The sequence below is a fragment of the Ferruginibacter sp. genome, assembly GCF_014377975.1.
Lineage (GTDB): Bacteria > Bacteroidota > Bacteroidia > Chitinophagales > Chitinophagaceae > Ferruginibacter.
On record NZ_JACMOO010000105.1, the window covers coordinates 1 to 21,433 of the forward strand.

General features: G+C 37.4%; 21 protein-coding genes. 7 read left to right on the forward strand and 14 right to left on the reverse strand.

Annotation, left to right across the window (positions count from 1 at the left end; genetic code table 11):
- Window positions 1-281: 281 nt before the first annotated feature.
- Window positions 282-494, forward strand: coding sequence for a hypothetical protein (locus tag H7254_RS06120; RefSeq protein ID WP_301932131.1), 213 nt, complete (start codon window positions 282-284; stop codon window positions 492-494).
- Here H7254_RS06120 and H7254_RS06125 read toward each other — a convergent pair.
- The 10 genes from H7254_RS06125 to H7254_RS06170 form a co-directional block, all read right to left on the reverse strand.
- Window positions 491-1,480 carry a chorismate synthase gene (locus H7254_RS06125; protein WP_301932132.1) on the reverse strand — a complete coding sequence of 330 codons (990 nt, stop codon included), beginning with the start codon at window positions 1,478-1,480 and terminating at the stop codon, window positions 491-493. The genes H7254_RS06120 and H7254_RS06125 overlap by 4 nt on opposite strands.
- A gap of 15 nt (window positions 1,481-1,495) precedes the next feature.
- Window positions 1,496-2,224: an AAA family ATPase gene (locus tag H7254_RS06130; protein WP_301932133.1), complete on the reverse strand. Its 729-nt coding sequence runs from the start codon at window positions 2,222-2,224 to the stop codon at window positions 1,496-1,498.
- On the reverse strand, window positions 2,214-2,414 hold the full coding sequence (locus tag H7254_RS06135) for a hypothetical protein (RefSeq protein ID WP_301932134.1): 201 nt from the start codon (window positions 2,412-2,414) through the stop codon (window positions 2,214-2,216). Before H7254_RS06135 ends, H7254_RS06130 begins: the two co-directional genes overlap by 11 nt.
- A gap of 2 nt (window positions 2,415-2,416) precedes the next feature.
- A complete protein-coding gene (gene aroA, locus H7254_RS06140; RefSeq protein ID WP_301932135.1) occupies window positions 2,417-3,706 on the reverse strand; it encodes a 3-phosphoshikimate 1-carboxyvinyltransferase in 1,290 nt (429 codons plus the stop codon).
- A gap of 71 nt (window positions 3,707-3,777) precedes the next feature.
- Complete coding sequence (gene aroB / locus H7254_RS06145) at window positions 3,778-4,830, reverse strand: 3-dehydroquinate synthase (RefSeq protein ID WP_301932136.1); 1,053 nt, start codon at window positions 4,828-4,830, stop codon at window positions 3,778-3,780.
- A gap of 107 nt (window positions 4,831-4,937) precedes the next feature.
- Window positions 4,938-6,026, reverse strand: a complete 1,089-nt coding sequence (locus H7254_RS06150) for a chorismate mutase (RefSeq protein ID WP_301932137.1) — start codon at window positions 6,024-6,026, stop codon at window positions 4,938-4,940.
- Window positions 6,027-6,318: 292 nt separating this feature from the next.
- On the reverse strand, window positions 6,319-7,248 hold the full coding sequence (locus H7254_RS06155) for a prephenate dehydrogenase (protein WP_301932138.1): 930 nt from the start codon (window positions 7,246-7,248) through the stop codon (window positions 6,319-6,321).
- A gap of 52 nt (window positions 7,249-7,300) precedes the next feature.
- Window positions 7,301-8,530, reverse strand: a complete 1,230-nt coding sequence (locus H7254_RS06160; protein WP_301932139.1) for a pyridoxal phosphate-dependent aminotransferase — start codon at window positions 8,528-8,530, stop codon at window positions 7,301-7,303.
- A 38-nt stretch (window positions 8,531-8,568) separates the two neighbouring features.
- Window positions 8,569-9,495 (reverse strand): prephenate dehydratase, encoded by a 927-nt coding sequence (locus H7254_RS06165; RefSeq protein ID WP_301932140.1) that lies wholly within the window; start codon window positions 9,493-9,495, stop codon window positions 8,569-8,571.
- Between the two features lie 439 nt (window positions 9,496-9,934).
- Complete coding sequence (locus tag H7254_RS06170) at window positions 9,935-10,141, reverse strand: hypothetical protein (RefSeq protein ID WP_301932141.1); 207 nt, start codon at window positions 10,139-10,141, stop codon at window positions 9,935-9,937.
- A gap of 134 nt (window positions 10,142-10,275) precedes the next feature.
- On the opposite strand from H7254_RS06170, the gene H7254_RS06175 reads away from it, so the two are divergent.
- Both H7254_RS06175 and H7254_RS06180 read left to right on the forward strand, forming a co-directional pair.
- Window positions 10,276-10,839 (forward strand): RNA polymerase sigma factor, encoded by a 564-nt coding sequence (locus H7254_RS06175; protein WP_301932142.1) that lies wholly within the window; start codon window positions 10,276-10,278, stop codon window positions 10,837-10,839.
- Window positions 10,840-10,844: 5 nt separating this feature from the next.
- Window positions 10,845-11,945 (forward strand): S1C family serine protease, encoded by a 1,101-nt coding sequence (locus tag H7254_RS06180; protein WP_301932143.1) that lies wholly within the window; start codon window positions 10,845-10,847, stop codon window positions 11,943-11,945.
- A gap of 239 nt (window positions 11,946-12,184) precedes the next feature.
- Here the strand turns inward: H7254_RS06180 and H7254_RS06185 are convergent, their stop codons facing one another.
- Window positions 12,185-13,087 (reverse strand): sugar phosphate nucleotidyltransferase, encoded by a 903-nt coding sequence (locus H7254_RS06185; RefSeq protein ID WP_301932144.1) that lies wholly within the window; start codon window positions 13,085-13,087, stop codon window positions 12,185-12,187.
- A 128-nt stretch (window positions 13,088-13,215) separates the two neighbouring features.
- Between H7254_RS06185 and H7254_RS06190 the strand changes: the two genes are divergently transcribed.
- Both H7254_RS06190 and H7254_RS06195 read left to right on the forward strand, forming a co-directional pair.
- A complete protein-coding gene (locus H7254_RS06190; RefSeq protein WP_301932145.1) occupies window positions 13,216-14,112 on the forward strand; it encodes a 1-aminocyclopropane-1-carboxylate deaminase/D-cysteine desulfhydrase in 897 nt (298 codons plus the stop codon).
- A 67-nt stretch (window positions 14,113-14,179) separates the two neighbouring features.
- Window positions 14,180-14,980, forward strand: coding sequence for a hypothetical protein (locus H7254_RS06195; RefSeq protein WP_301932146.1), 801 nt, complete (start codon window positions 14,180-14,182; stop codon window positions 14,978-14,980).
- A gap of 105 nt (window positions 14,981-15,085) precedes the next feature.
- Here H7254_RS06195 and lipB read toward each other — a convergent pair whose 3' ends face one another.
- Window positions 15,086-15,859, reverse strand: coding sequence for a lipoyl(octanoyl) transferase LipB (gene lipB / locus H7254_RS06200; RefSeq protein WP_301920629.1), 774 nt, complete (start codon window positions 15,857-15,859; stop codon window positions 15,086-15,088).
- 212 nt (window positions 15,860-16,071) lie between these two features.
- Between lipB and H7254_RS06205 the strand changes: the two genes are divergently transcribed.
- Window positions 16,072-17,127, forward strand: a complete 1,056-nt coding sequence (locus H7254_RS06205; protein WP_301920630.1) for an RluA family pseudouridine synthase — start codon at window positions 16,072-16,074, stop codon at window positions 17,125-17,127.
- 52 nt (window positions 17,128-17,179) lie between these two features.
- Here H7254_RS06205 and H7254_RS06210 read toward each other — a convergent pair whose 3' ends face one another.
- A complete protein-coding gene (locus tag H7254_RS06210) occupies window positions 17,180-18,700 on the reverse strand; it encodes a S10 family peptidase (RefSeq protein WP_301932147.1) in 1,521 nt (506 codons plus the stop codon).
- Window positions 18,701-19,395: 695 nt separating this feature from the next.
- Here H7254_RS06210 and glk point away from each other — a divergent pair.
- Window positions 19,396-20,436, forward strand: coding sequence for a glucokinase (gene glk, locus H7254_RS06215; RefSeq protein WP_301932148.1), 1,041 nt, complete (start codon window positions 19,396-19,398; stop codon window positions 20,434-20,436).
- Window positions 20,437-20,577: 141 nt separating this feature from the next.
- Here glk and H7254_RS06220 read toward each other — a convergent pair whose 3' ends face one another.
- Entirely contained in the window at window positions 20,578-21,378 is an 801-nt protein-coding gene (locus tag H7254_RS06220) for a DUF6089 family protein (protein ID WP_301932149.1), read from the reverse strand.
- Between the last annotated feature and the right edge of the window lie 55 nt (window positions 21,379-21,433).

Sequence of the window (21,433 nt, forward strand, 5' to 3'; positions counted from 1 at the left end):
AGAATGGTGGCATTACAGTTTGCCCGATCCCAAAAAATATGCTTTGCTAAATCTTGATTTCAGCGATTTTGACAAATAAGAAATTACTCGTTTAAATTTTACCGTCTTTATATCTTAAGCAGTATCTCCATTGTCCCTTAGCTGAACCTGCACATTCAAATTTATCCAGCACAACCTTTTTGATGCAGGTATACATTTCCGCTATTATCACCCTAAATACTTCGGCATAAATGCCCTCTGCAACAGTTTGCAAAAGGCCCCATCCTCTATTTTATTTAGGATTGCCCAATAACCGAATTCGGTTAATATGCATTGATGATGTATTGGCAGGTGAATATTATTTTATAACACCCATATTGATCCGCTCTCACCATCTTGCTGTTTACAATAAACACCGTAGCAAATTTAAAGAGAACCACATAGCTGAAATAGTAAAAGAGGGCGATGCAACGATGCACCACGAAGTTGTTCTAGCCTGGACAAAAAACGTTTAAACTACCCTGCCCATCCTTTGTTCCAGCAGCATCAGATCGGCCAAAACAAAGGCTGTTACGGCTTCCAGCACAACGGGTACCCTTAACGCGATGCAAAGATCGTGTCTTCCTTTTACAGAAAAGTCTTCTGTTTCGCCGGTTTCTACATTGAGTGTGTGCTGAATTTTTGGTGTGGAGGAAGTTGGCTTAATGGCAATGCGAAACACCAGTTCGTTGCTGTTGGTAATGCCACCAACAATGCCACCTGCGTGATTGGTAACTGTTTTACCCGTGCTGTTTTCTATGGCATCATTGTGTTGGCTGCCATACATACGGGCCGCTGCAAAACCGGTTCCAAATTCAATACCTCTTACAGCCGGTATGGCAAATACCGCATGGCCAATCATTGATTCAGCAGAATCAAAGAACGGCTCGCCCAAACCGATGGGCAGGCCATTTACTTTACACTCCACAATGCCGCCGATGGTGTCTTTGGCATCAATGGCTTTTTGCAAACCCACTTCTGTATCGGCTTCACCACCTATTTCTAAAATGGTTGCTGCAATACTTATTTCTTTTAATAATTTTTTCGCTACTACTCCTGCTGCAACCAGGCAAACAGTCAGCCTTCCGCTGAAATGCCCGCCACCCCTGTAATCTTCAAAGCCGCCAAATTTTTTGGTGGCAACAAAATCCGCATGGCCGGGCCTTGGTACGGCTCGTTGCTTTTCATAATCGCCGCTGCGGGTATTGGTATTATCGAATAAAACAGTGATGGGTGCACCGGTTGTTTTACCATTGTAAACACCATTCATTATTTTGGGAAGATCGGCTTCCTTACGGGGCGTTGTACCTTTGGCGCCAGCTTTTCTTCTATCAATATCAGTGGTAAAATCATCTACACCTAATGATAAGCCTGCCGGGCAACCATCAATATTTATACCCACACATTCGCCATGCGACTCACCAAAAATTGATACCCGGAAAATACGTCCAATACTATTCATATCCTGTTATTTATTTTACTTTAATAAAAAATTTAACCAATCAGGAATTACGTCAGCATAAACTTTTTCCAATTGGCTGTTCTCATAAGATGCAATTAACTGTATTTCCTTATCCGAATTATCAAAAATATATACCCTGTCAAAAACTGCACTGCTTTTTTGAAGTAATAAAATACTTTTAGAATATCTTGATTTTACTTTTTCTTCAGGCACATTGTGACCACCTTTATATGCCCTTGAATGTATTCGCAAAATATTAATATCAGTTGAACTGGTTGCTATAAAATATAGATACGTGCGCAAATTTTTCTTACGTGCCTGCTTAACAAAAGTCAATTTGGATTCGTGCGAAAAGACAGTTTCCGTAGTAATCGATTGCCGTTTTTGTATGAGATAATATCGAAAAAAACCGGTTAAAAATGCGGCCAGTTCATTTGAAAATGATTTACTGGAATTGGTAACTGCAAAATCTCCAAAATGTATATTGGAAAGATCATCCGTTAAGCCAAACGCTTTTATGAATTGTTGAGAGGATTTTTTTCTGCAGAAAATTTTGAAAGATTGAACCGTTGATACAAAACCTAAAAGCAAATATTCAATAAATCCCTTTTTTTTAAATAGTTCCAGTATTTCATCCGCATTAAGCCATATTCCTGTTGAAAGATTTTCTTTTAAAAAAAAGTATAGTGTAGTTTTACCAGAACCATTTGGACCGGCTATAATTCTTAATCTGTTAACTGGCATTGTCAAAAACGAAAGGTTTTATTTTTTTAAGTTTCTTTTTGTTGCCCTTCTTATCCTCTTCTACAATATAACCATCCTCTTCGTATACAATGGGAAGGCCAAGAGCAAAATTTTCTTCGGCAGCTTTTTTACCAGCGAGCTTTCCTATTTCAATCAGCATTTTTACTTCTGATTTTTCTTTCCTTTTCATGGTTAACCTTTTGCAGTTAAAGTTACCTGTAATTTATTTAAGTGTTTATAAAACTCGGGATAAGATTTATTGATGGCTTCAGCTTCTTCAATAATGGTTGGCCCACTTGCTTTTAAACCCGCCACCGCACAAGCCATGGCAATGCGATGATCGTGATGTGAATGAACTTGAGCGCCTATTACGCCAGTACCACCTTCCACCAGCATCAGGTCGTCCTGTAATTTTATTGTGATTCCCATTTTACCAAACTCTTGCTGCAACGTTAAACCTCGGTTGCTCTCTTTATGTGCCAAACGATTGACACCTTCAATTACCGTAGTACCATTGCAGTAAGCTGCCAAAGCAACCAGTGGTGGAAAAAGATCAGGGCAATCGGTTGCATCAAAATGAAAAGCTCTTAATGCACTGTTGCCAACAGCGGGAGATCCAATTTCAACTTGTTTTTCCTGTATAGAGATGGTGCTGCCACAATCAATCAACGCCTGTAAAATAGCCTTGTCTGCCTGGGTTGACAATGTGTTCAGACCTGTCACCGTAATCTTTCCTGCTATTGCTGCCGCCACCAATAAAAATGCACCGCCACTCCAATCTCCTTCCACCGTGTATTCAATGGTATTGTTGACCGTTTTCGCAACAGGATTAATTAAAAAAGATTGGTAGTTATTGTTGGTAACATCGTAGCCAAAATGTTTCATCACCTGCAAGGTGAGATCTATGTAAGGTTTACTTTTTAAATTGATAACGGTAATGGTTACAGGCCTGGTAGCTGCCTTACCATAAGCCATTAATAAACCAGTTAAAAATTGCGAACTCAATGATCCATCGATGGTGATGTCTTTTGGTTGCAAAGGGCCATGTATTTGAATGGGTAATTTGCCGTTGTTGGATTGAATACTAATATCCAGTTGCGGAAAAATTTCATCAAAAAAATTCATTGGCCTTGATGACAGGCTACCAGTTCCATTTATAACAATCGGGCTTTTACTCAAAGCAGCAATGGGTGCAAACATCCTGATACCCAAGCCACTTTCGCCGCAATTCATTTCGGTACCGGCTGGCTGTATGCCTTTACTGGAAATGGTTACATAATTATTAGCTGAAGCAACAATGGTGGCGCCCAATATTTTAATTACTTCCAAGGCAGCAAGATCGTCATTACTTTTCCCGGGATTCTCAATAGTAGTTTGCCCATTATTTAGTAATGCCGCGGCACAAGCCCGTTGCATAGAACTTTTGGAAGTTGGTGCATTTATATTACCCGAAATAGCAGAAGGCTGTATGGTTACGATCATGATTTTTCTGTTTGTCTTTTCAAAACCGGGTTACTATCAACTGTAGAAAATAGCCATCCGGAGTATTCATTTTAATGGATCAAATTTTCCAGTTCGTTCATAGCAATTGGCTGAATCATTGCCTGGCCGATTTTATTCAGAAGGATAAAATTCATTGAGTTACCGGCTCGTTTTTTATCCATTTTTAATACGTCCCAGATTTTTTCTTTATCAAAATCAAATTGCGTAGGCAGGTGATATTTTTCCAATAAGTCTCTTATTTTTTGAGTTTCCCCGGCAGGAAAATCATTGATAGATTCTGAAATTACAGCCGCTGCTACCATGCCAATACTAACGGCATGGCCGTGTGGAAGAAGATACATATTTTCAATAGCATGACCCAGGGTATGACCAAAGTTTAACAGCTTTCTGTCGCCCTGTTCAAATTCATCATTTACCACTACTGTTGTTTTTATCTGCACATTTTTTTCAATCAAGGCAGCCAGCTTAATTTTATCGGCTTTAAAATTTTCGATAGATTCTTTTTGCAGTAATGCAAACAAATCTGCATCTTTAATGCAGGCATGTTTAACCACTTCAGCAAAACCATTGATCCATTGATCAGCGGGTAATGTTTGTAACAACGAATAATCAAACAATAAAAATTCCGGTTGTTTGATGAGCCCTGCTAAATTTTTATAGATGCCTACATCCACTCCATTTTTGCCGCCGATAGACGCGTCTACCATGGCAAGGATAGTAGTAGGAATAAAACCAAATTTTAAACCCCGCATGTAAATCCCGGCAGCATAACCACTGATATCCGTAACTACGCCACCGCCAACTCCAACAATAAAAGTACTCCGGTCGGCACCTTTAGCTATCAGTTCCCCAATAATATAATCCACAGTAGCCTGCTGCTTATGTTCTTCGCCGGCAGGCAATACGATGGTTTGCCAGCCATCAAACAATTGCGGATGATTTTGAAATATATTGGCATCTGTTATTAAAATGGTTTTTAACCTGGAAACAATTTGTTCCAGGTAAGAAAATGCTGCATCAAAATAATATACACCGTCAAAATTTCCACCGGCTGGAAGCGCTTCTGCGGAACCTGATAAAGAAGAAACTTTTATAGTTTTCATAACATACTTAGCTATTTGACAAAAGCTTTTTATTTAAAAGTTTAAGCTTTTAATACACGAGGGGGGCTTAATAATATAAAGCAATAAAGCCTCCGGTGGCAAAAAATCTAACTATTCATCACCTTGTTTTGATGGTTGATACTTTCCAGATGTACCGCATCAAAATATTTTGTAATAAAATCCTGGCTCAGGCCAAGCTTATCTCCTTTGTTAATTGCTTTTTGCAAAATATCATTCCAGCGGTTGGTTTGTAAAATGGTAATATTATTTTCTCTTTTGTACGCTCCTATTTTGTCCGCAATTTTCATACGCTGTGCAATCAACGCAAGCAATTCGTCATCTACATGATTGATCTGTTCTCTTAAAGTAGCCAGCGCCGTTATAAACTCCTGCTTGTCGGTACCTTCCGAACGCCAGATCAATGCATCCAGCATTTCTGCCAAACGTTCCGGAGTTATTTGTTGTTTGGCATCACTCCACGCATTATCCGGATCAATATGGCTTTCAATCATTACGCCGTCAAAATCAAGATCAATACTTTTTTGTGAGATGGATTGCAGATTGGTTCTGTTACCACAAATATGCGAAGGATCGCAAATTAAAATCATTTCAGGAAAACGACGTTTCATTTCAATGGGCAAATGCCACATTGGAGCATTTCGGTATTCTGTATTTCCATAATTGGAAAAGCCACGATGTATCATTCCTACCTGTTTAATTCCGGCTTTCTGAATACGTTCAATGGCGCCCGTCCATAATTCAAGGTCAGGATTAATTGGATTTTTTATCAGTACAGGAACATCCACACCACGCAATGCATCTGCCACTTCCTGAACACTAAATGGGTTAACAGTCGTTCTGGCACCAATCCAAAGCATGTCGGTATCAAAATGCAATGCATCTTCTACATGTTTTGCTGTGGCTACTTCTACAGTAGTTGGCAACCCGGTTATTTTTTTTGCCTGGGCCAACCATGACAAACCTTTGGCGCCAATCCCTTCAAACAAACCGGGTTTTGTACGGGGCTTCCAGATACCTGCACGCAATACATCTACCTTACCGGTTTTGGCAAGCCGCGTAGCTGTTTCAATCACCTGCTCTTCTGTCTCGGCACTGCATGGGCCACTGATAATTAATGGACGTTTGTTCCATTTTTCCTGCATTAACTGTTTCATTGTTTTAATTTCTGTTTGCATTGTAAAATTAGTTTTTGTTACCAACATTTATTCATCCTGTTTGTGCAGTTACTATATTGTGTAACCGGTTTTTTTTAATTAATAAATAATAATGCTTTCTATTCCTTAAAAGCTGTCTAAAAATAGAATTTTCATTTCCCATTTTGCGGTTAATGAAGAGACAAACCGCGGCCAAAGAAATTTCATTTGCCATCTGGAGATCGGAGGGGACTCCAACCTGGCAAAAATTATAACTTCCTTATTTGACCAATCTCCGCTTCTTACACTTCCCTAAAAATTATTACACAAAAAATTACTGAAAAATCCTTTTTATCTTATTCGCATTTTCCATCAGCTCTGTTAAATATTCCAGGTTTTCCTTTTCAAGACTTGCCTTAAATTTTCTTAACTGGGTAATGTGTTCATTTAATACATCCAGCACATTTTCCCTGTTCTGCATAAAAATGGGCGCCCACATGGCAGAGTTACTTTTTGCCAACCGCACCGTACTTTCAAAACCACCACCTGCCAAAGCAAAAATAGCTTCATCTTCTTTTTCCTTTTCCAGCACTGTATTGGCAAGCGCAAACGAAGTGATATGCGATATATGACTGATATAGGCGGCATGAATATCATGACTATGGGCATCCATATAAACGATGTTCATACCAAATGATCTGTAAATATTTTCAACAGAAATTACTACATCAGCATCCGTTTTTTCTTTTTCGCATATTACACATACCCGTCCTTCAAAAGCCCCTCTCACAGCGGCTTCGGGGCCACTGTATTCTGTTCCCCACATAGGATGGGTAGCAATAAACCGGTTCCGCATCGGATGGTCTTTCAGTGCATCGCACAAAACAAATTTGGTGGAACCTGCATCTGCCACCATTTGTTGATCGGTTATCAAATCCATTATTTGTTGCATCACCACTACGGTTGCATCTACTGGTATGGCAACATAAATAAAATCACTTTGCTTTACCGCTTCTTCCAGTGGCAGGGCTTCATCTATAATTCCAAGCGCCTTTGCCTTTTGCAGACTTGCTTCGGTTCTGCTTACGCCAATTATTTTTTTTGCAAAGCCTTTATCCTTCAGAGCCAATGCAAATGAACCGCTTATTAAACCTACGCCCACAATGGTAACAACCATTCCTTTTTTATTCAGATCCGCCAGCGGCGAAGCTTGCATGAATGCTGATGAAATATTTGTTTTGCTGATCTGTTCCTTATCTTCCATTTTTTATAAAAAATCTTTGCTAAATTTTATGCACCCTGCTGTTGTTACCTGTTTAAAGTGTTTTTTTAATCCGCTCAATTGCTTCAGCTATTTTTTCTTCGTTGCTGCATAAACTTACTCTTACATACGCATCACCTGCGCTGCCAAAAATACCACCGGGTGTAATAAACACACCTGATTCATACAATACTTTATCACTGAGTGCATAGCCATCTTTATACCCTTGCGGAATGGCAGCCCACATAAATAAACCTGCCTGGTTTTCATCAAAATTACAGTGCAATAATTGCAGCAATTCAACTACTTTTTTTCTTCTTGTACGGTATAAATTATTTACTTCATCATGAAAGCTTACCGGCAATTGCAAGGCCTTTGCTGCTGCCAATTGCAATGGTAAAAACATTCCACTATCCATGTTGCTTTTAAAACGCAGCACTTCATCAATTCTTTGTTTGGCACCTGCCAGTACACCAATTCTCCATCCAGCCATATTGTGGCTCTTGCTCAAACTATTTAATTCAATTGCTACGTCCATTGCACCATCCGTGCTCAGTAAACTCATTGGCGCATCGTTTAAAATAAAGCTGTATGGATTATCATGTACCAATAAAATATGATGCTTTTTTGCAAAGGCAACCAATTGAATAAACAGCTCTTTCGTTGGCAGTTGCCCTGTTGGCATTTGAGGATAATTTACAAACATCAGCTTTACATTTTGCAGGTCTGTCGTTTCCAATGTTGCAAAATCGGGATACCAGTTATTTTCCTTTGTCAATGTATATTCTACTGCGGTAGCACCTGCAATTTTTAATGCACTTTTATAAGTTGGATAACCGGGGTTTGGAATTAATACAAGATCGCCAGGGTTTAAATAAGTCATGCAAATATGCATGATGCCTTCTTTGCTGCCGATTAACGGCAATATTTCAGTTTCAGCATTTAAGGTTACATTATACCAATTTTTATACCACACGGCTACTGCATTACGTAAAACGGGGCTGCCTTTATAATTCTGATATCCATGCTGATTGGGCTTCATGGCTTCTTCATGTAATGTTTGTATCACGTCTGGATGAGGGGGTAAATCAGGACTTCCTATTCCCAAATTAATTATCTGCTTACCTGCCCTGTTCAATTCATCTATTTCTCTTAATTTTTGAGAAAAATAGTATTCGCCAATTCCTTCCAGCCGGTTGGCAACAGGCATGTCAATCACTTCACTGGTAAAAGATGCAGTAGTTTTTAATATTGCTGTTTGGTTTAAAATCGTTTCGTTATTCATTCAGGAATCTATATAACTTATTAAAATTTGTTGCTATTTTATTTCTTTGCTTTTATCATTTGTTGAACTTTTGCAACAGGCGACGGTAAAACTTTACCATTTTTATAGATGCCATATATTTTTATTTCTTCTGTTATGGATTCTACTTTTTTTATCACACTATAAAATTGTTCAACAGCGTCAAATTCAACATCTGCATGAAAAGAATATTTAAAATCGCTGCCTGGAATAGGAAAAGATTGAAGCTTGCTCAAATTAATACCGGCATCAGCAATTTTTGCCAATACCTTTACCAAACTTCCTTTTGAATGGTCTGTATGAAAATTAATGGAAGCCTTATTTGCATTCATTATTTCCTTTGTATTCCCAGATTTTTGCAATACTAAAAACCGGGTGTAGTTATTCTTTAGCGTATGGATATTAGGAGCAATTATATGTAGATCATAAATTTCTGCCGCCAGTTTGCTTGCTATGGCTGCCACATGTTTGCTTCTATGTTGATGCACCTGTTTGGCACTTAATGCAGTGTCTTCTTTTTCTACCAACTTCCAGTTGTATTTATCTAAAAAGCCAAAACATTGCTGAATAGCCATAGGATGAGAATGCACTTCCTTTATATCTGCCAGTTCAACACCTGGGCTTACCATCAGGTGCTGGTTGATCTGTAAATAAACTTCTCCAACAATAGTAAGGTTACTTTTTTGCAATAAATTATAATTGGGCAAAATACTGCCGGCAATAGAATTTTCAATAGCCATTACCCCGCCATTACTTTTCTTATCATCTCCTGCAATATCTACTACTTCTTTAAAAGTTGAACAACAAATTACTTCAACTGATTTACCATAAAAGTTCCTCGCAGCCTCCTGATGAAAACATCCCTCAAACCCTTGTATGGACACTTTATGGTTGATTCCATTTTTAGCATTTTCTTTTACATTCACAGAATTGTACTGATAACTCATTTCAAACTTATTTTTTTAATTGCTCTTATTTAGAAAGGTTTATAAACAAAAATCCCGACCTATTTAGCCGGGATTCTTTTTATGTTAATCTGTTTTTATTTTTTCAGTACTTAACAAAAGACTCCCGTTCTATTTTTAAAATAGAAACTAAAATAAAATCGGGCGTTAATTGTTGCTGTTATCATTTGAAAGTCGAAAATAGGCCAATAATTTGAATAACCAATAATTTTTCAATAAATATTGCGATAGTTTGAAAAATAATCATGAAACTATGCTATTGCTTTAATTTTTTTTACAGGAAAAATAGTTAAAAAGTAGACGCCCCTAAGAATAGGGGCGACTTTAACGATTGCTTGCCATATGAAAATCTTTATATAGAACCGGTATTTAAAGGCTAACAATCAAGTATCCGGTTATAGAATTTCTTAGTTGAATTAATTTATTTGTTCATTTTCTTCGCAGCAGTATCCATTTTAGCTGCAGCACTATCCATTTTCTTAGCAGCAGTATCCATAGCAGGAGTCGCAGCTTTGATTGAATCAGCAGTTTTTGCAGAATCAATAGAGTTTGTTGCAGGTGTTTGAGTTGCGTTGTTGCAAGCTGTAAAAGAAGCTGCGATAGCGAATACGAAAAGTACTTTTTTCATTTTTTGAGTTTTAATTTGTTTATTTATACTTCATAATACCTGCAGACAAAAAAGGTAACCCAACTTTTTTTAAAATATTTTTTTTCGTTGCTTTGGGTTACTATTGCAGCCAATAACGTATTAAAACACGACTGGTGAGTACAATAGAACAAGATCAATCATTATTAAAGGGATTAGCAGAAAACGATAAAAAGTCTATTGAAACTATCTATCGTCAAAATTATTCCATGATCCAGGCTTTTGTAATAAATAACAGTGGTTCTGCAGATGATGCCCGTGATATTTTTCAGGAAGCAATGGTAGTGTTGTTTGAAAAGTCGAAGTTGGCAGAATTTTTATTGAGTTGCCAGCTTAAAACATATATCTACTCTATTTGCAGAAGGTTGTGGCTTAAAAGGCTTCAGCAATTGAGCAAGTTTAGTTCCCAACTTGAAAGTTTGGAGGAAACTGTACCGGTAGAAGAAGAAATTGAAGAGCATGAAAAGATAAATGACGATTTTATTTTGATGGAATACGCCATGGGTAAAATTGGAGAGCCTTGTAAAAGTTTACTGGACGCTTACTATGTAAAAAAAAGGAATATGCTTGAAATTGCCGGAGAATTTGGATATACCAACGCTGATAACGCCAAAACACAGAAGTACAAGTGTTTAGTTAGATTGAAAAAAATATTTTTTGCACAATATAAAAACGCATAATTAAAATGGAAGATATTTTAGTTTTAGAAGATGTTGAGCGTTATCTGAATGGCGAAATGAGCCAGGAGGAAATAGCAATTTTTGACGATCGTCGTAAAAAAAATACGGATCTCGATCAACTGGTAGTAGAACATGCCTATTTTTTACAGGGGTTGGATACATACAGTACTTTTAAGTCTTTTAAACATTCATTACAGGAAGTAGAATCTACACTTTCCGGTGAAGGTTTATTTGCAGCACCTGCCCTTACTGGTAAAGCCAAAGTAATAAATTTATGGAACAAGTATAAACGTAGCATGGCGGTTGCTGCTTCCATGGCAGGTTTTATTTCTTTACTTACTCTTGGGCTAATGATAACTTATACCAAAAAATATGGCAATGAAAATTACGTTGCACTTGTAAAAGAAATAACAAAAACTAACAGAGAAGTAATATTTTTAAAAAGTAAAAACAGCTTGCCTGCAATAACACAGAAACCTGAACCTAAAGTAGATTTTCGGGGAACCGGGTTTTTAATTGATGGCAAGGGGTACCTGGTTACCAACGCCCATGTTATTAATAAAATGAAAAATATTTATATTGAAAATACCAAGGGTCAGTATTACAATGCGGTGTCTGTGTTAACCGATAACACAGTTGATCTGGCAATTTTAAAAATCAATGATACTTCTTTTAAAGCGGTAACCAACTTGCCTTACAGCATTAAAAAAAATAATTCCGATTTGGGTGAACAATTTTTTACATTGGGTTTTCCACGAAATGAAATTGTTTATGGCGAAGGATATGTGAGTGCTAAGTCAGGCAATGACGGAGATACTACTTCTTACCAGTTAACAGTATCGGCCAATCCTGGTAACAGTGGTGGCCCGGTTATAAATCGTAACGGAGAAATTATTGGTATTATTACTGCCAAAGATTCAAAAGCTGATGGTGTGGTATATGCAGTGAAATCGAAAAATATTTTTAAACTGCTGGATAAAGTAAAAGAAAAAAACGAAAAATATTCACTTATAAAGACGCCTGCAAATGCAAATTTAAAAGGATTGGAAAGAGTACAACAGGTTAAAAAAATGGAAGATTTTGTGTACATGGTTGTTGGTAACTAAAAAATTAAATCCCTAAAATAAAAAGGCGTCCTTGTTGCAAAGGGCGCTTTTTTATTTTAGCAGGTAAATGCTTTTCCGAATAAAAAAATAATGGTTATTACTCAGGTAAACTATCAATCATTGGCCATTTTTAAATAATACCAATCTGCATTTTAACCTGGCTCAAAACCTTCAAATAAAATACTTTACACTTTGTTTATAAAATATTTTATTTAAAAATAAGGCACCCTATAAAAAAATTAAGCCCATAAATTGGATGGATATTCTCCATCAGTTACCAGCTTGTCGACGCTGGCCTTCACTTCGGGAGCATCTTCTTTGTACGTTACCCCAAACCATTGCGCAGAAGTAGGTATTACTTTTACATTGCCTTCTTTATTTTTCACCACTTTATCTACCACCAGCGGGATAAAAAATTCGCCTTTTGGATTATGTAATTCCCTGTCTAAAAATTCCCCGAAATAATTTTCGCTTTGTGTGATAAAATTAGGAGAAAATGCGAAAAAATTCATACTCACACTAGAATCTTCACTTACTTCATGCAACCCCTTTTCATCTTCATAAGTAATGATACCCTGCTCATTCCGGTAAATATTTGTACGCTCATTTATATCAACCAGGTTACCCTCTTCATCCACATTGCAAACACCGCGGCTTACACTACCATTGTCGCTTAAGGTTTTCTTTAACTCATATCCAATGATAGCATAATTATCTTTCGACACTTTTGCAGTTAAAAAACTTACAGCTTTTTCAAATCCATCCCGGCCATAAAAATCATCCGCATTTATAACAGCGAAGGGTTCCTTCACTATATCTTTACAACAAAGCACAGCGTGTGCAGTGCCCCATGGCTTTTTCCTTTCCGCTGGTATCTGCCGGTTACCAACAAATTTTGACAGTTCCTGAAACGCAAATTCAACTTCAATTTTACCATTTAGTTTAGCAGCAAAATTGTCTTTAAACATATCCAGAAACTCTTCGCGGATAATAAACACAACTTTGCCAAATCCTGCACGGATTGCATCATAAATAGAATACTCCATGATGGTTTCCCCGCTTGGGCCAAAACCCTGAACCTGTTTCATACTGCCGTAACGGCTGGCCATTCCTGCCGCTAATATTACCAAAGTTGGTTTCATCTTTTATTAAATTTGTTCCTGCTTATAACAGGAGGTGTAGGAATTGTAATTTAATGTTATCTAAAACATCCCAGTAACTAACATTGAATTATATTGTTATGGCGAAAATAATCTAATAGCTTTATAAAATGCTTTTTGACATTGCAAATATTTCACGTGACGTTATTGCAAACGATTGCCTCACTAAAAAAAAAGTAAGCCTGCACATTTTAAGACTTGATAAAGTTCATCCGGTTGTTTCGGGTAATAAACTGTTTAAGCTGCATTATTTTTTACAGGATGCGTTGACATACTCACTGCCCGGTATAATTACATTTGGCGGAGCGTATTCCAATCACCTGGTGGCAACGGCATACGCCTGTAAAAGCGCCGGGCTAAAATGCATTGGTTTGGTGAGAGGAGAAAAGCCGGCAATCCTGTCTTCTACTCTAAAGGCTTGTATGGAGTATGACATGCAACTACATTTTTTACCAAGAGCAATTTATGCTAAAAAGGATACCGCAGATTTTGTTGAAAGTTTTACCGATAAATGGAAAAAATATGGTTGGGTGCCTGAAGGAGGCTACCATCCAAAAGGAGCGGCAGGCGCAGCTTTGATAACTGAATTGATTGATGATAGTACTACTCATATTTGTAGCGCATTGGGTACGGTTACCACACTGGCTGGGTTAATTACCGGTGCTAAAAAACACCAGCAGGTAATTGGAATACCCGTATTAAAAGGCATGACCGATATTGATGAAAGAGTTGAATACTTAACAAACAAAACCGGCACTTATCAATTAATGAATGAATATCATTTTGGTGGCTATGCAAAAAAAACACCGGCATTAATACAGTTCATGAACAACCTGTATAAACAAAATAACATCCCCACAGATTTTGTATATACAGCAAAAATGATGTTTGCAGTGATGGACAATATTGAAAAAGATTTTTTTCCTCCTGGCAGTATAATCACCTGCCTTCACACAGGTGGTTTACAGGGCAATTCGTCTTTACCAGCCGGAACTTTAATTTTCTAATTTCATTTAACAGCTTGTTATCTTTACCAATCATACATTTGATCTCCTCCTGCTTCCAAAAAAAGTTATGCGCATATTTTTATTATCCTTTATTATCATTACTGGTGCCTTTACCGGCAGGTGTTTTGGACAGGATACATTGCCACGCATTTCTGTAAAAAATATCAGCAACCAGATCATCGTCAGCTGGAAAAATAATTATGGTGCTAACATCAGTAATATTAATATTCAGCGATCCTTTGATAGTGTTAAAAATTTTATTACCATCGGAACAGTACTTAATCCAATGAGCAAAGAAAATGGTTATGTAGACAGTAAGGCAATCAACCCAAATATGTTTTACCGTGTATTTGTTGCATTCGAAGGGGGCACCTATATCTTTTCACGTTCGCACAAACCCGTGATTGATACTTTTAAACAACAGGCAAAAGATGTACAGGGTATAAGGGATGCATTGGGTGACTTTACAACTTCTGGTACTGTTCCATTAACTACGGTAGAAGAAAATTTGTTACCCGCATCAAAAAAGCCCGTAAAACCTAGAGTTCCGCAGGGTTTTGTACCCAGTAAATTTATTTATTCCAATAAAGAAAACAACCTGATTGTTAGTTTACCAGATGCAGGTACACAGCATTTTTCACTGTATTTTTTTGATGATAAAGACAGGCCGGTATTTGAAATTAAAAAAATAAAAGAACCTTTCCTAATTGTGGAAAAAGTAAATTTTTTACATACCGGCTGGTTTTATTATCACTTGTACGATGACGGTATTTTGCTGGAGAAATATAAATTTTATATTGCTAAAGATGGCTGGGCGGGGCCTCCACCTTCTGAAACAAAAAAGCCGGTTGCCGGTGAACAGCGATGATTTCTAAATAATTTGCTACTGTGCTACTTCCATTATTTGCTGATGACAAAACCGTATGATCTTCATTTTACAAATCGTTGCTTTCATAAGCACATCAGCTAATTATTAATATTGTTTTAACTGAACACCAAATACTTTTTCAAAATTTACTTTTACTTTATATTTTACTTCCTCAAAATTCATTGCCATATTAAATTCTTTTTGCAGGGAAGTAACTTTCTTGTTTTGTATGCCACAGGGTATAATGGTATTAAAATACGAAAGGTCTGTGTTAACATTAAAAGCAAAACCATGCATGGTAATCCAGCGGCTGCAACGTACACCCATAGCGCAGATTTTCCTTTCTTTGCCGGGTACACCTGCATCAAGCCAAACACCTGTTTCACCTTTGCTACGTTCTCCTTTTAAACCATATTCGTGCATGGTAAGAATAATAACTTCCTCCAGTGCACGAAGATATTTACCGATATCTGTGTAAAATTTATCAAGATCAAGAATGGGATATCCAACAATTTGCTGTGGGCCGTGAAAAGTGATGTCCCCTCCCCGGTTGGTTTTAAAATATTGAATTCCTCTATTGGACATTTCTTCTTCACTAATTAAAATATTTTCTACAGCACCGCTTTTACCCAAAGTCAATACCGGCGGATGTTCGCAGATGATAAAATAGTGTTTTGTTGAAGGAATATTAACAGCTTGCAGCAAGGCACCAGGAAATTTATTTACATTCGCAGTTGGTAGAGTACTATCTCCCGTTTCTATACTTCGCAAAACAGATTTAATACTCACATTTTGCTGAAACAGTTTTTCCTGGTAATCCCAGGCCAATTTGTAATCAATCAAACCCAAATCTTTAAACAATACTATCTGCTTATCCAATGTAATTAGTTTATTTTGCAAAGTTAATTGAATGCAGGATTAGTACCGAACAGTCTGTACCAGGTGTTAGATATTTATTAAAACCGTTGATAAAAACCTAACCATCCGCTATCAACTGTAATAATTAAAATTTAACTCAGGGTGTAAAGAATATTTTTCATTTAAATAACTATTAATTATCATTTAATAAAAAGGGGTTTAACAAAATAACAATGACGAACGAATTAACGACCGAAGAAGACTTGCAGGAAAGCGAAGAGTTGTATGAAAGATTAACAATTGAAATTGCCAAAGGGCAGGAGGCGCTGCGTATTGATAAATTTTTAATGCTCCGGATTGAAGGTGCTACCCGAAACAAAATTCAGCAGGGTATTGATAATGAAATGGTGCTGGTAAATGATAAACCTGTAAAGGCCAACTACAAAGTAAAGCCCTACGACAAAATTGTCGTTTTCGATAACCGCCATCCCGAAAGTAATGATATCATTCCTGAAGATATTCCGCTGAATATTGTGTTTGAGGATGAAGATATTTTACTGATCAACAAACCAGCTGGTCTGGTGGTACATCCCGGCAGCGGTAATCCCAGCGGCACTTTGATAAATGGTGTTGCGTATTATTTAAAACAACAAAATCCGCAGCTCGAAGAAAATGGGTTACCCCGTTTTGGCATGGTACACCGCATAGATAAAAATACAACGGGTTTACTGGTGTTAGCAAAAACCCCCAGGGCTATGACGGACCTGGCCAAACAATTTTTTAATCATACAGTACACCGTCGCTACATAGCACTGGTATGGGGCGATTTTGAAGAAAACGAAGGCACCATCCGTGGCCATGTTGGCCGTCACCAGCGTTTTAGAAAATTATTTACTACCTACCCCGACGGGGAATATGGCAAAGAAGCCATCACCCATTACAAAGTACTGGAACGTTTTAATTATGTAACCCTGGTAGAGTGCCGCCTTGAAACCGGCCGTACGCACCAGATACGGGTACACATGCAATTCATTGGTCACCCTTTGTTCAACGATGACTTTTATGGTGGAGATAAAATTGTAAAGGGCACCATCTTCAGCAAGTATAAGCAATTTGTAGATAATTGTTTTGCACTTTGCCAACGGCAGGCTTTACACGCTAAAGAACTGGGCTTTATACATCCTGCTACCAAACAACCCATATTGTTTGAAAGTTTTTTACCCGATGATATGCTGGCAGTTATTGAAAAATGGAGAAAGTACAGCGAAAATAAAAATGATATTGGCTAACGATTTTGTGTGGTATTATTTCCATTAAAGATTTTATAATAAAAAAGCTGTTTTATTTTGATGAAGTTGTAATAAACTCGGCCACATCTTTTTTAAATGCAGCTGCTGCCGTATTTAGGATGTACATCATGTGCCCGGCTTCATAGTATTTCATAGTAATATTGTTTCGTATTTTTTTATTCAATCCTAAATGATCGAATGTATATTCGGTACCTGCAAATGGAGTTGCCAAATCATACAGCCCATTTAATACCATTATCTTCATCCGCGGATTTGTTGACATGGCATTTTTTAAATCAGGGGCAGTATTAGGTGTAGATGCATCACCAAAAAAACCATTGCTGCGGGTATGCTTCCAGTCCCATTTAAAATCAGGAAAAACATAGGCCCCGGTATTATAGTTTTTATCTTTGCTAACCTTTAATTCAGTGGTATAATAATTCATAAAGGCCGAAATAAATGCCGGGCTGATGTCAGACGATTGGGGATCATTAAAAGCATATTCGCTTAGCTGATCCTGCGAAATGCCTTTGTAACGTGAATCCAAACGACCTGCAATTTCCTCTGTCCCACGCAATAATTCCTGTGAAAACTGTGGTTGTACTACCCTCAAATTAGCCTTCTCCCAATAATCTTTACCAAGACCGGTATAACTCACCAGCTTGTCTGCAATTTTATTTTTTTCCTCTTCACTTAACTCGTCACCTTTAAGTAATGCGGAGGCATACTCACCAAATGCAAAAGTCCTTACTTCTTTTAAAAACGCATCCAGACTGGCAGGCTTATTTGCCAGTTTATTATGGTACCAGGAAGTGGCGGCATAGGTAGGAAGATTTACAATAAAAGACAAGTCATCAGTAGGTTGAAATGAAAGAGTACGGATGTCTAGAACACTTGATACCAGTACCACACCATTTACAGAAATACCAAAATGTTCCTGAAGGTAATCTGCTACCCCGGCAGAGCGGAAAGTACCATAACTTTCGCCCAGTAAATATTTAGGTGAGTTCCATCTTTCATTTTCATGTACATAGTTTTTAATGAATTGACTGATTGATTTTATATCCGGGTCAACACCCCAAAAATCAATATTTTTTGCCTTGCCAATGGCCCGGCTAAAACCGGTTCCCACAGGATCAATCATTACAATATCTGACACATCTAAAATAGAATAATTATTATCTTCTACTTTATACGGAGCAGGTCCGTTGGGCAACGGATCATTTACCACCACCCTTCTTGGCCCCATAATACCCATGTGCAGCCACATGGAAGAAGAGCCAGGTCCCCCGTTATAAGAAAAGGTTACAGGTCTTTTGCTATTATCTGTTTCGCCGTCTTTGGTATAAGCTGTATATCCGATGGAAGCAATGAGTTCATCTTTTTCATTCTTCAAAATAAGAGTTCCCACAGTAGCGGTATAACTTACCAGCTTATTGTCTATTTTAATGCTGTGCTTTGTAGCCAACTTTTGTGCAATAGTAGCAGCAATACTATCTGATTGTGCCCATGCTGCAAATGAAAGGGTAATAAACAATAACATTAATCCCGCAGCAGTAATACTTTTTCTCATACAAATATTTTAATGACTTTTTTATAGGTAAAATTGAAGATACGTTATTATTAAATTCATTGATGACTTGCACTCAGTCCGGTTAATTTTTATTATTGCATAATTCCTGCTTTCCATCATTATCAATTGTAAGCAACCGGTAATGTAATACTCTCTTGCCACTGTTAAGAATATCCTTATCTGTAAATGCATATCCATGGCTGTTAGCTGTGTTACCTTTAGCCGCTACAGGTCCTTATTCAAAATGCAGGACATCGTTGTTACACTGAATAGTAAAATCGCGGCTATACATTTCTTGTGAGGTAGTACATTGCACCAATGCCGCATTGGTTGCTGCGGTAACTTTAAAATTTGTGCGCTCAACCGGCAAGGAGTAATAACTCCATCCACTATTTGCAAATCTTTTACATTCGCAACATCTCCACCGATAGCCCCAAAAAATATTTTACCGTAGTTGATCAAAACAAAATTTTTATTCCACCAGGCTAATTAAAAAATAGAGGAATCAAAAAAGTATTAAACCATTGTTGAATAATTTACTAAATGATTTTTTAGAAAGATAATTATTAAATTGAAAAATTTTAAAGCCACTGAAAGAATATTCCTGTTCCAATAATTACTTTTGAAAAAATATTCCAATTTCAAAATAATAAAAAAACAAACGGGTTTGATTTTTTAATTAACTTCAAATTATTATGAATTTAAAATTGCTTATCCCCATTGCTTTTAACAACCCCAGTACTGTAAACAACGCAGAAACTATCATTTTAGCGGGTGATGTTGGTGGTACAAAAGCCAATATGTTACTGAGCCGGTACTCAGTAAACGGGCTCGAGACAATTAAAGAAGAGCGGTATACCACCAATGACTTCGATTCATTTACCGCTATTCTTACGCACTTTTTGGAGGGCCAGCAACATCCAGATAAAATTTGTTTTTCTGTGGCCGGGCCTGTAATAGATGGTAAAGTAAAGTTTACAAATCTAAGCTGGAATATTGATAGCGAAGAAGTGAGCCGCCATGTCGGTGGCAGCCCTGTTACAATTTTAAACGACCTTGAATCTACTGCGTTTGGATTAGCCGGCCTTAAGGAGCAAGAGCTGAACGTATTATATAAAGGCGCCAGTGAAACACCTGGAAATATTGCCATACTCGCTGCAGGAACGGGTTTGGGGGAAGCTGGTTTATTTTTTGATGGCAAACATTACCACCCTTTTGCAACAGAAGGTGGCCATAGCGACTTTGCTCCACGCTCTGCAAGAGACATTGAGGTATTAACTTTTTTACTAAACAGGCATGAACGTGTAAGCTGGGAAAGACTGCTGAGCGGCAACGGCATTTACACCATTTGGCAATACCTTACCCAGGTTGAAAAAAAGGAAATACCCGGCTGGTTATTACAACAAATGGAAAATACTGATCCTGCACCAGTTATCAGTAAAGCCGCATTGGAAGGCAAATGCCCCGTTTGTATGGAAACCATAGAAATGTTTAACCGCTATCTCGCAACCGAGGCTGTAAACCTTATTTTAAAATTAAAAGCTACGGGTGGACTTTACCTTGCAGGTGGTATTGCTCCTAAACTATTGTCGCTACTTAACCCCGGCACATGGAAAGATGTATTTAACAAAAGTGGCCGGATGAGCCTATTGCTGAAAGAAGTTACAGTTTATGTAATATTGAATGAAAAAGCTCCGTTGCTGGGTGCTACTTATTTTGCATGTTTAAATATGTAACGACGAGCGTAATTTTTTAAATAAATTCCAAGACGACGTCTATAAAAATATTTTGGTGGGATGCTCTTTTTTATGAATGATTAAAAGTATAAAAAACTCTAACAGCTAAAATATATATATTTAAAATTTAGAGAAACAGATTTACTGATTGTAAGAAAATATTTCTCCAAATTTAAAACAAACTTTTATACCTGTCATGTAATACCAATCTTTCGAATCCGGGTTTCCTCTGATATGTCCTGCAATACCGGCAGAAGACCCACTTCCGCGGAAAGCCAGTTCTGCAGCTTCTGCGCCTCTTTTAGCAAGTAGTACCTGTGGGTCTGCATAAAAGCTGCTAACATCATCCAGGTAATCTGTATTAGTATAGCGAAAACCGAGTTCGTAAATAAATTCAACCTTATCGTTCACCTGAAATTTCCACCCTAAGCCGAAAGGAATACAAACTTTTACACGCGAATACATTAATCGGTTGGGATATTCAGATAGTCCCTGGCCTTCGGTACCCAATCGTTGTAATAATATTTTAGTGTTATTATGATCGTATGTATAAGGATTAAAATGAAAGACACCCACCCCGGCAAACAGGTAAGGCAATCCGTCGTATACTGTTGGGTCTACCAGGTTCACTTCCATAATCAAACTCCCTTCCAGTATATTACTTTTAAAATTCAGGTTTCTTGATACCAGATTGGGATCCTTATTATCCTTATCATTACCCTGTATTTTTCCATAACTTATACCCCCTCTTAGTACAAGAAAATTGTTAGGCAGCATATATTTTAAATTGGCACAAAAAGAAGGTCCTAAGGTTTTAAAGTTTACCGCTGCCCTGGATAAATCACCATTATAACCTGATACGCCTCCTCCCACTTCAACCTGCCATTGCTGTGCAAAACAGCAATTTGTAAAAAGTATAAAACAAATTGTAAATAATCTCATAGTGCTAATCAGTTTATTTTGTAAAAATACAATATATAAACATCAATCAGAATTC

Coding starts and splice junctions, on each gene's coding strand:
- H7254_RS06125 (WP_301932132.1), bottom strand. CDS start 1,480: ATGAATAGTATTGGACGTATTTTCCGGGTATCAATTTTTGGTGAGTCG.
- H7254_RS06130 (WP_301932133.1), bottom strand. CDS start 2,224: ATGCCAGTTAACAGATTAAGAATTATAGCCGGTCCAAATGGTTCTGGT.
- H7254_RS06135 (WP_301932134.1), bottom strand. CDS start 2,414: ATGAAAAGGAAAGAAAAATCAGAAGTAAAAATGCTGATTGAAATAGGA.
- aroA (WP_301932135.1), bottom strand. CDS start 3,706: ATGATCGTAACCATACAGCCTTCTGCTATTTCGGGTAATATAAATGCA.
- aroB (WP_301932136.1), bottom strand. CDS start 4,830: ATGAAAACTATAAAAGTTTCTTCTTTATCAGGTTCCGCAGAAGCGCTT.
- H7254_RS06150 (WP_301932137.1), bottom strand. CDS start 6,026: ATGCAAACAGAAATTAAAACAATGAAACAGTTAATGCAGGAAAAATGG.
- H7254_RS06155 (WP_301932138.1), bottom strand. CDS start 7,248: ATGGAAGATAAGGAACAGATCAGCAAAACAAATATTTCATCAGCATTC.
- H7254_RS06160 (WP_301932139.1), bottom strand. CDS start 8,530: ATGAATAACGAAACGATTTTAAACCAAACAGCAATATTAAAAACTACT.
- H7254_RS06165 (WP_301932140.1), bottom strand. CDS start 9,495: ATGAGTTATCAGTACAATTCTGTGAATGTAAAAGAAAATGCTAAAAAT.
- H7254_RS06170 (WP_301932141.1), bottom strand. CDS start 10,141: ATGAAAAAAGTACTTTTCGTATTCGCTATCGCAGCTTCTTTTACAGCT.
- H7254_RS06180 (WP_301932143.1), top strand. CDS start 10,845: ATGGAAGATATTTTAGTTTTAGAAGATGTTGAGCGTTATCTGAATGGC.
- H7254_RS06185 (WP_301932144.1), bottom strand. CDS start 13,087: ATGAAACCAACTTTGGTAATATTAGCGGCAGGAATGGCCAGCCGTTAC.
- H7254_RS06190 (WP_301932145.1), top strand. CDS start 13,216: ATGCTTTTTGACATTGCAAATATTTCACGTGACGTTATTGCAAACGAT.
- H7254_RS06195 (WP_301932146.1), top strand. CDS start 14,180: ATGCGCATATTTTTATTATCCTTTATTATCATTACTGGTGCCTTTACC.
- H7254_RS06205 (WP_301920630.1), top strand. CDS start 16,072: ATGACGAACGAATTAACGACCGAAGAAGACTTGCAGGAAAGCGAAGAG.
- H7254_RS06210 (WP_301932147.1), bottom strand. CDS start 18,700: ATGAGAAAAAGTATTACTGCTGCGGGATTAATGTTATTGTTTATTACC.
- glk (WP_301932148.1), top strand. CDS start 19,396: ATGAATTTAAAATTGCTTATCCCCATTGCTTTTAACAACCCCAGTACT.
- H7254_RS06220 (WP_301932149.1), bottom strand. CDS start 21,378: ATGAGATTATTTACAATTTGTTTTATACTTTTTACAAATTGCTGTTTT.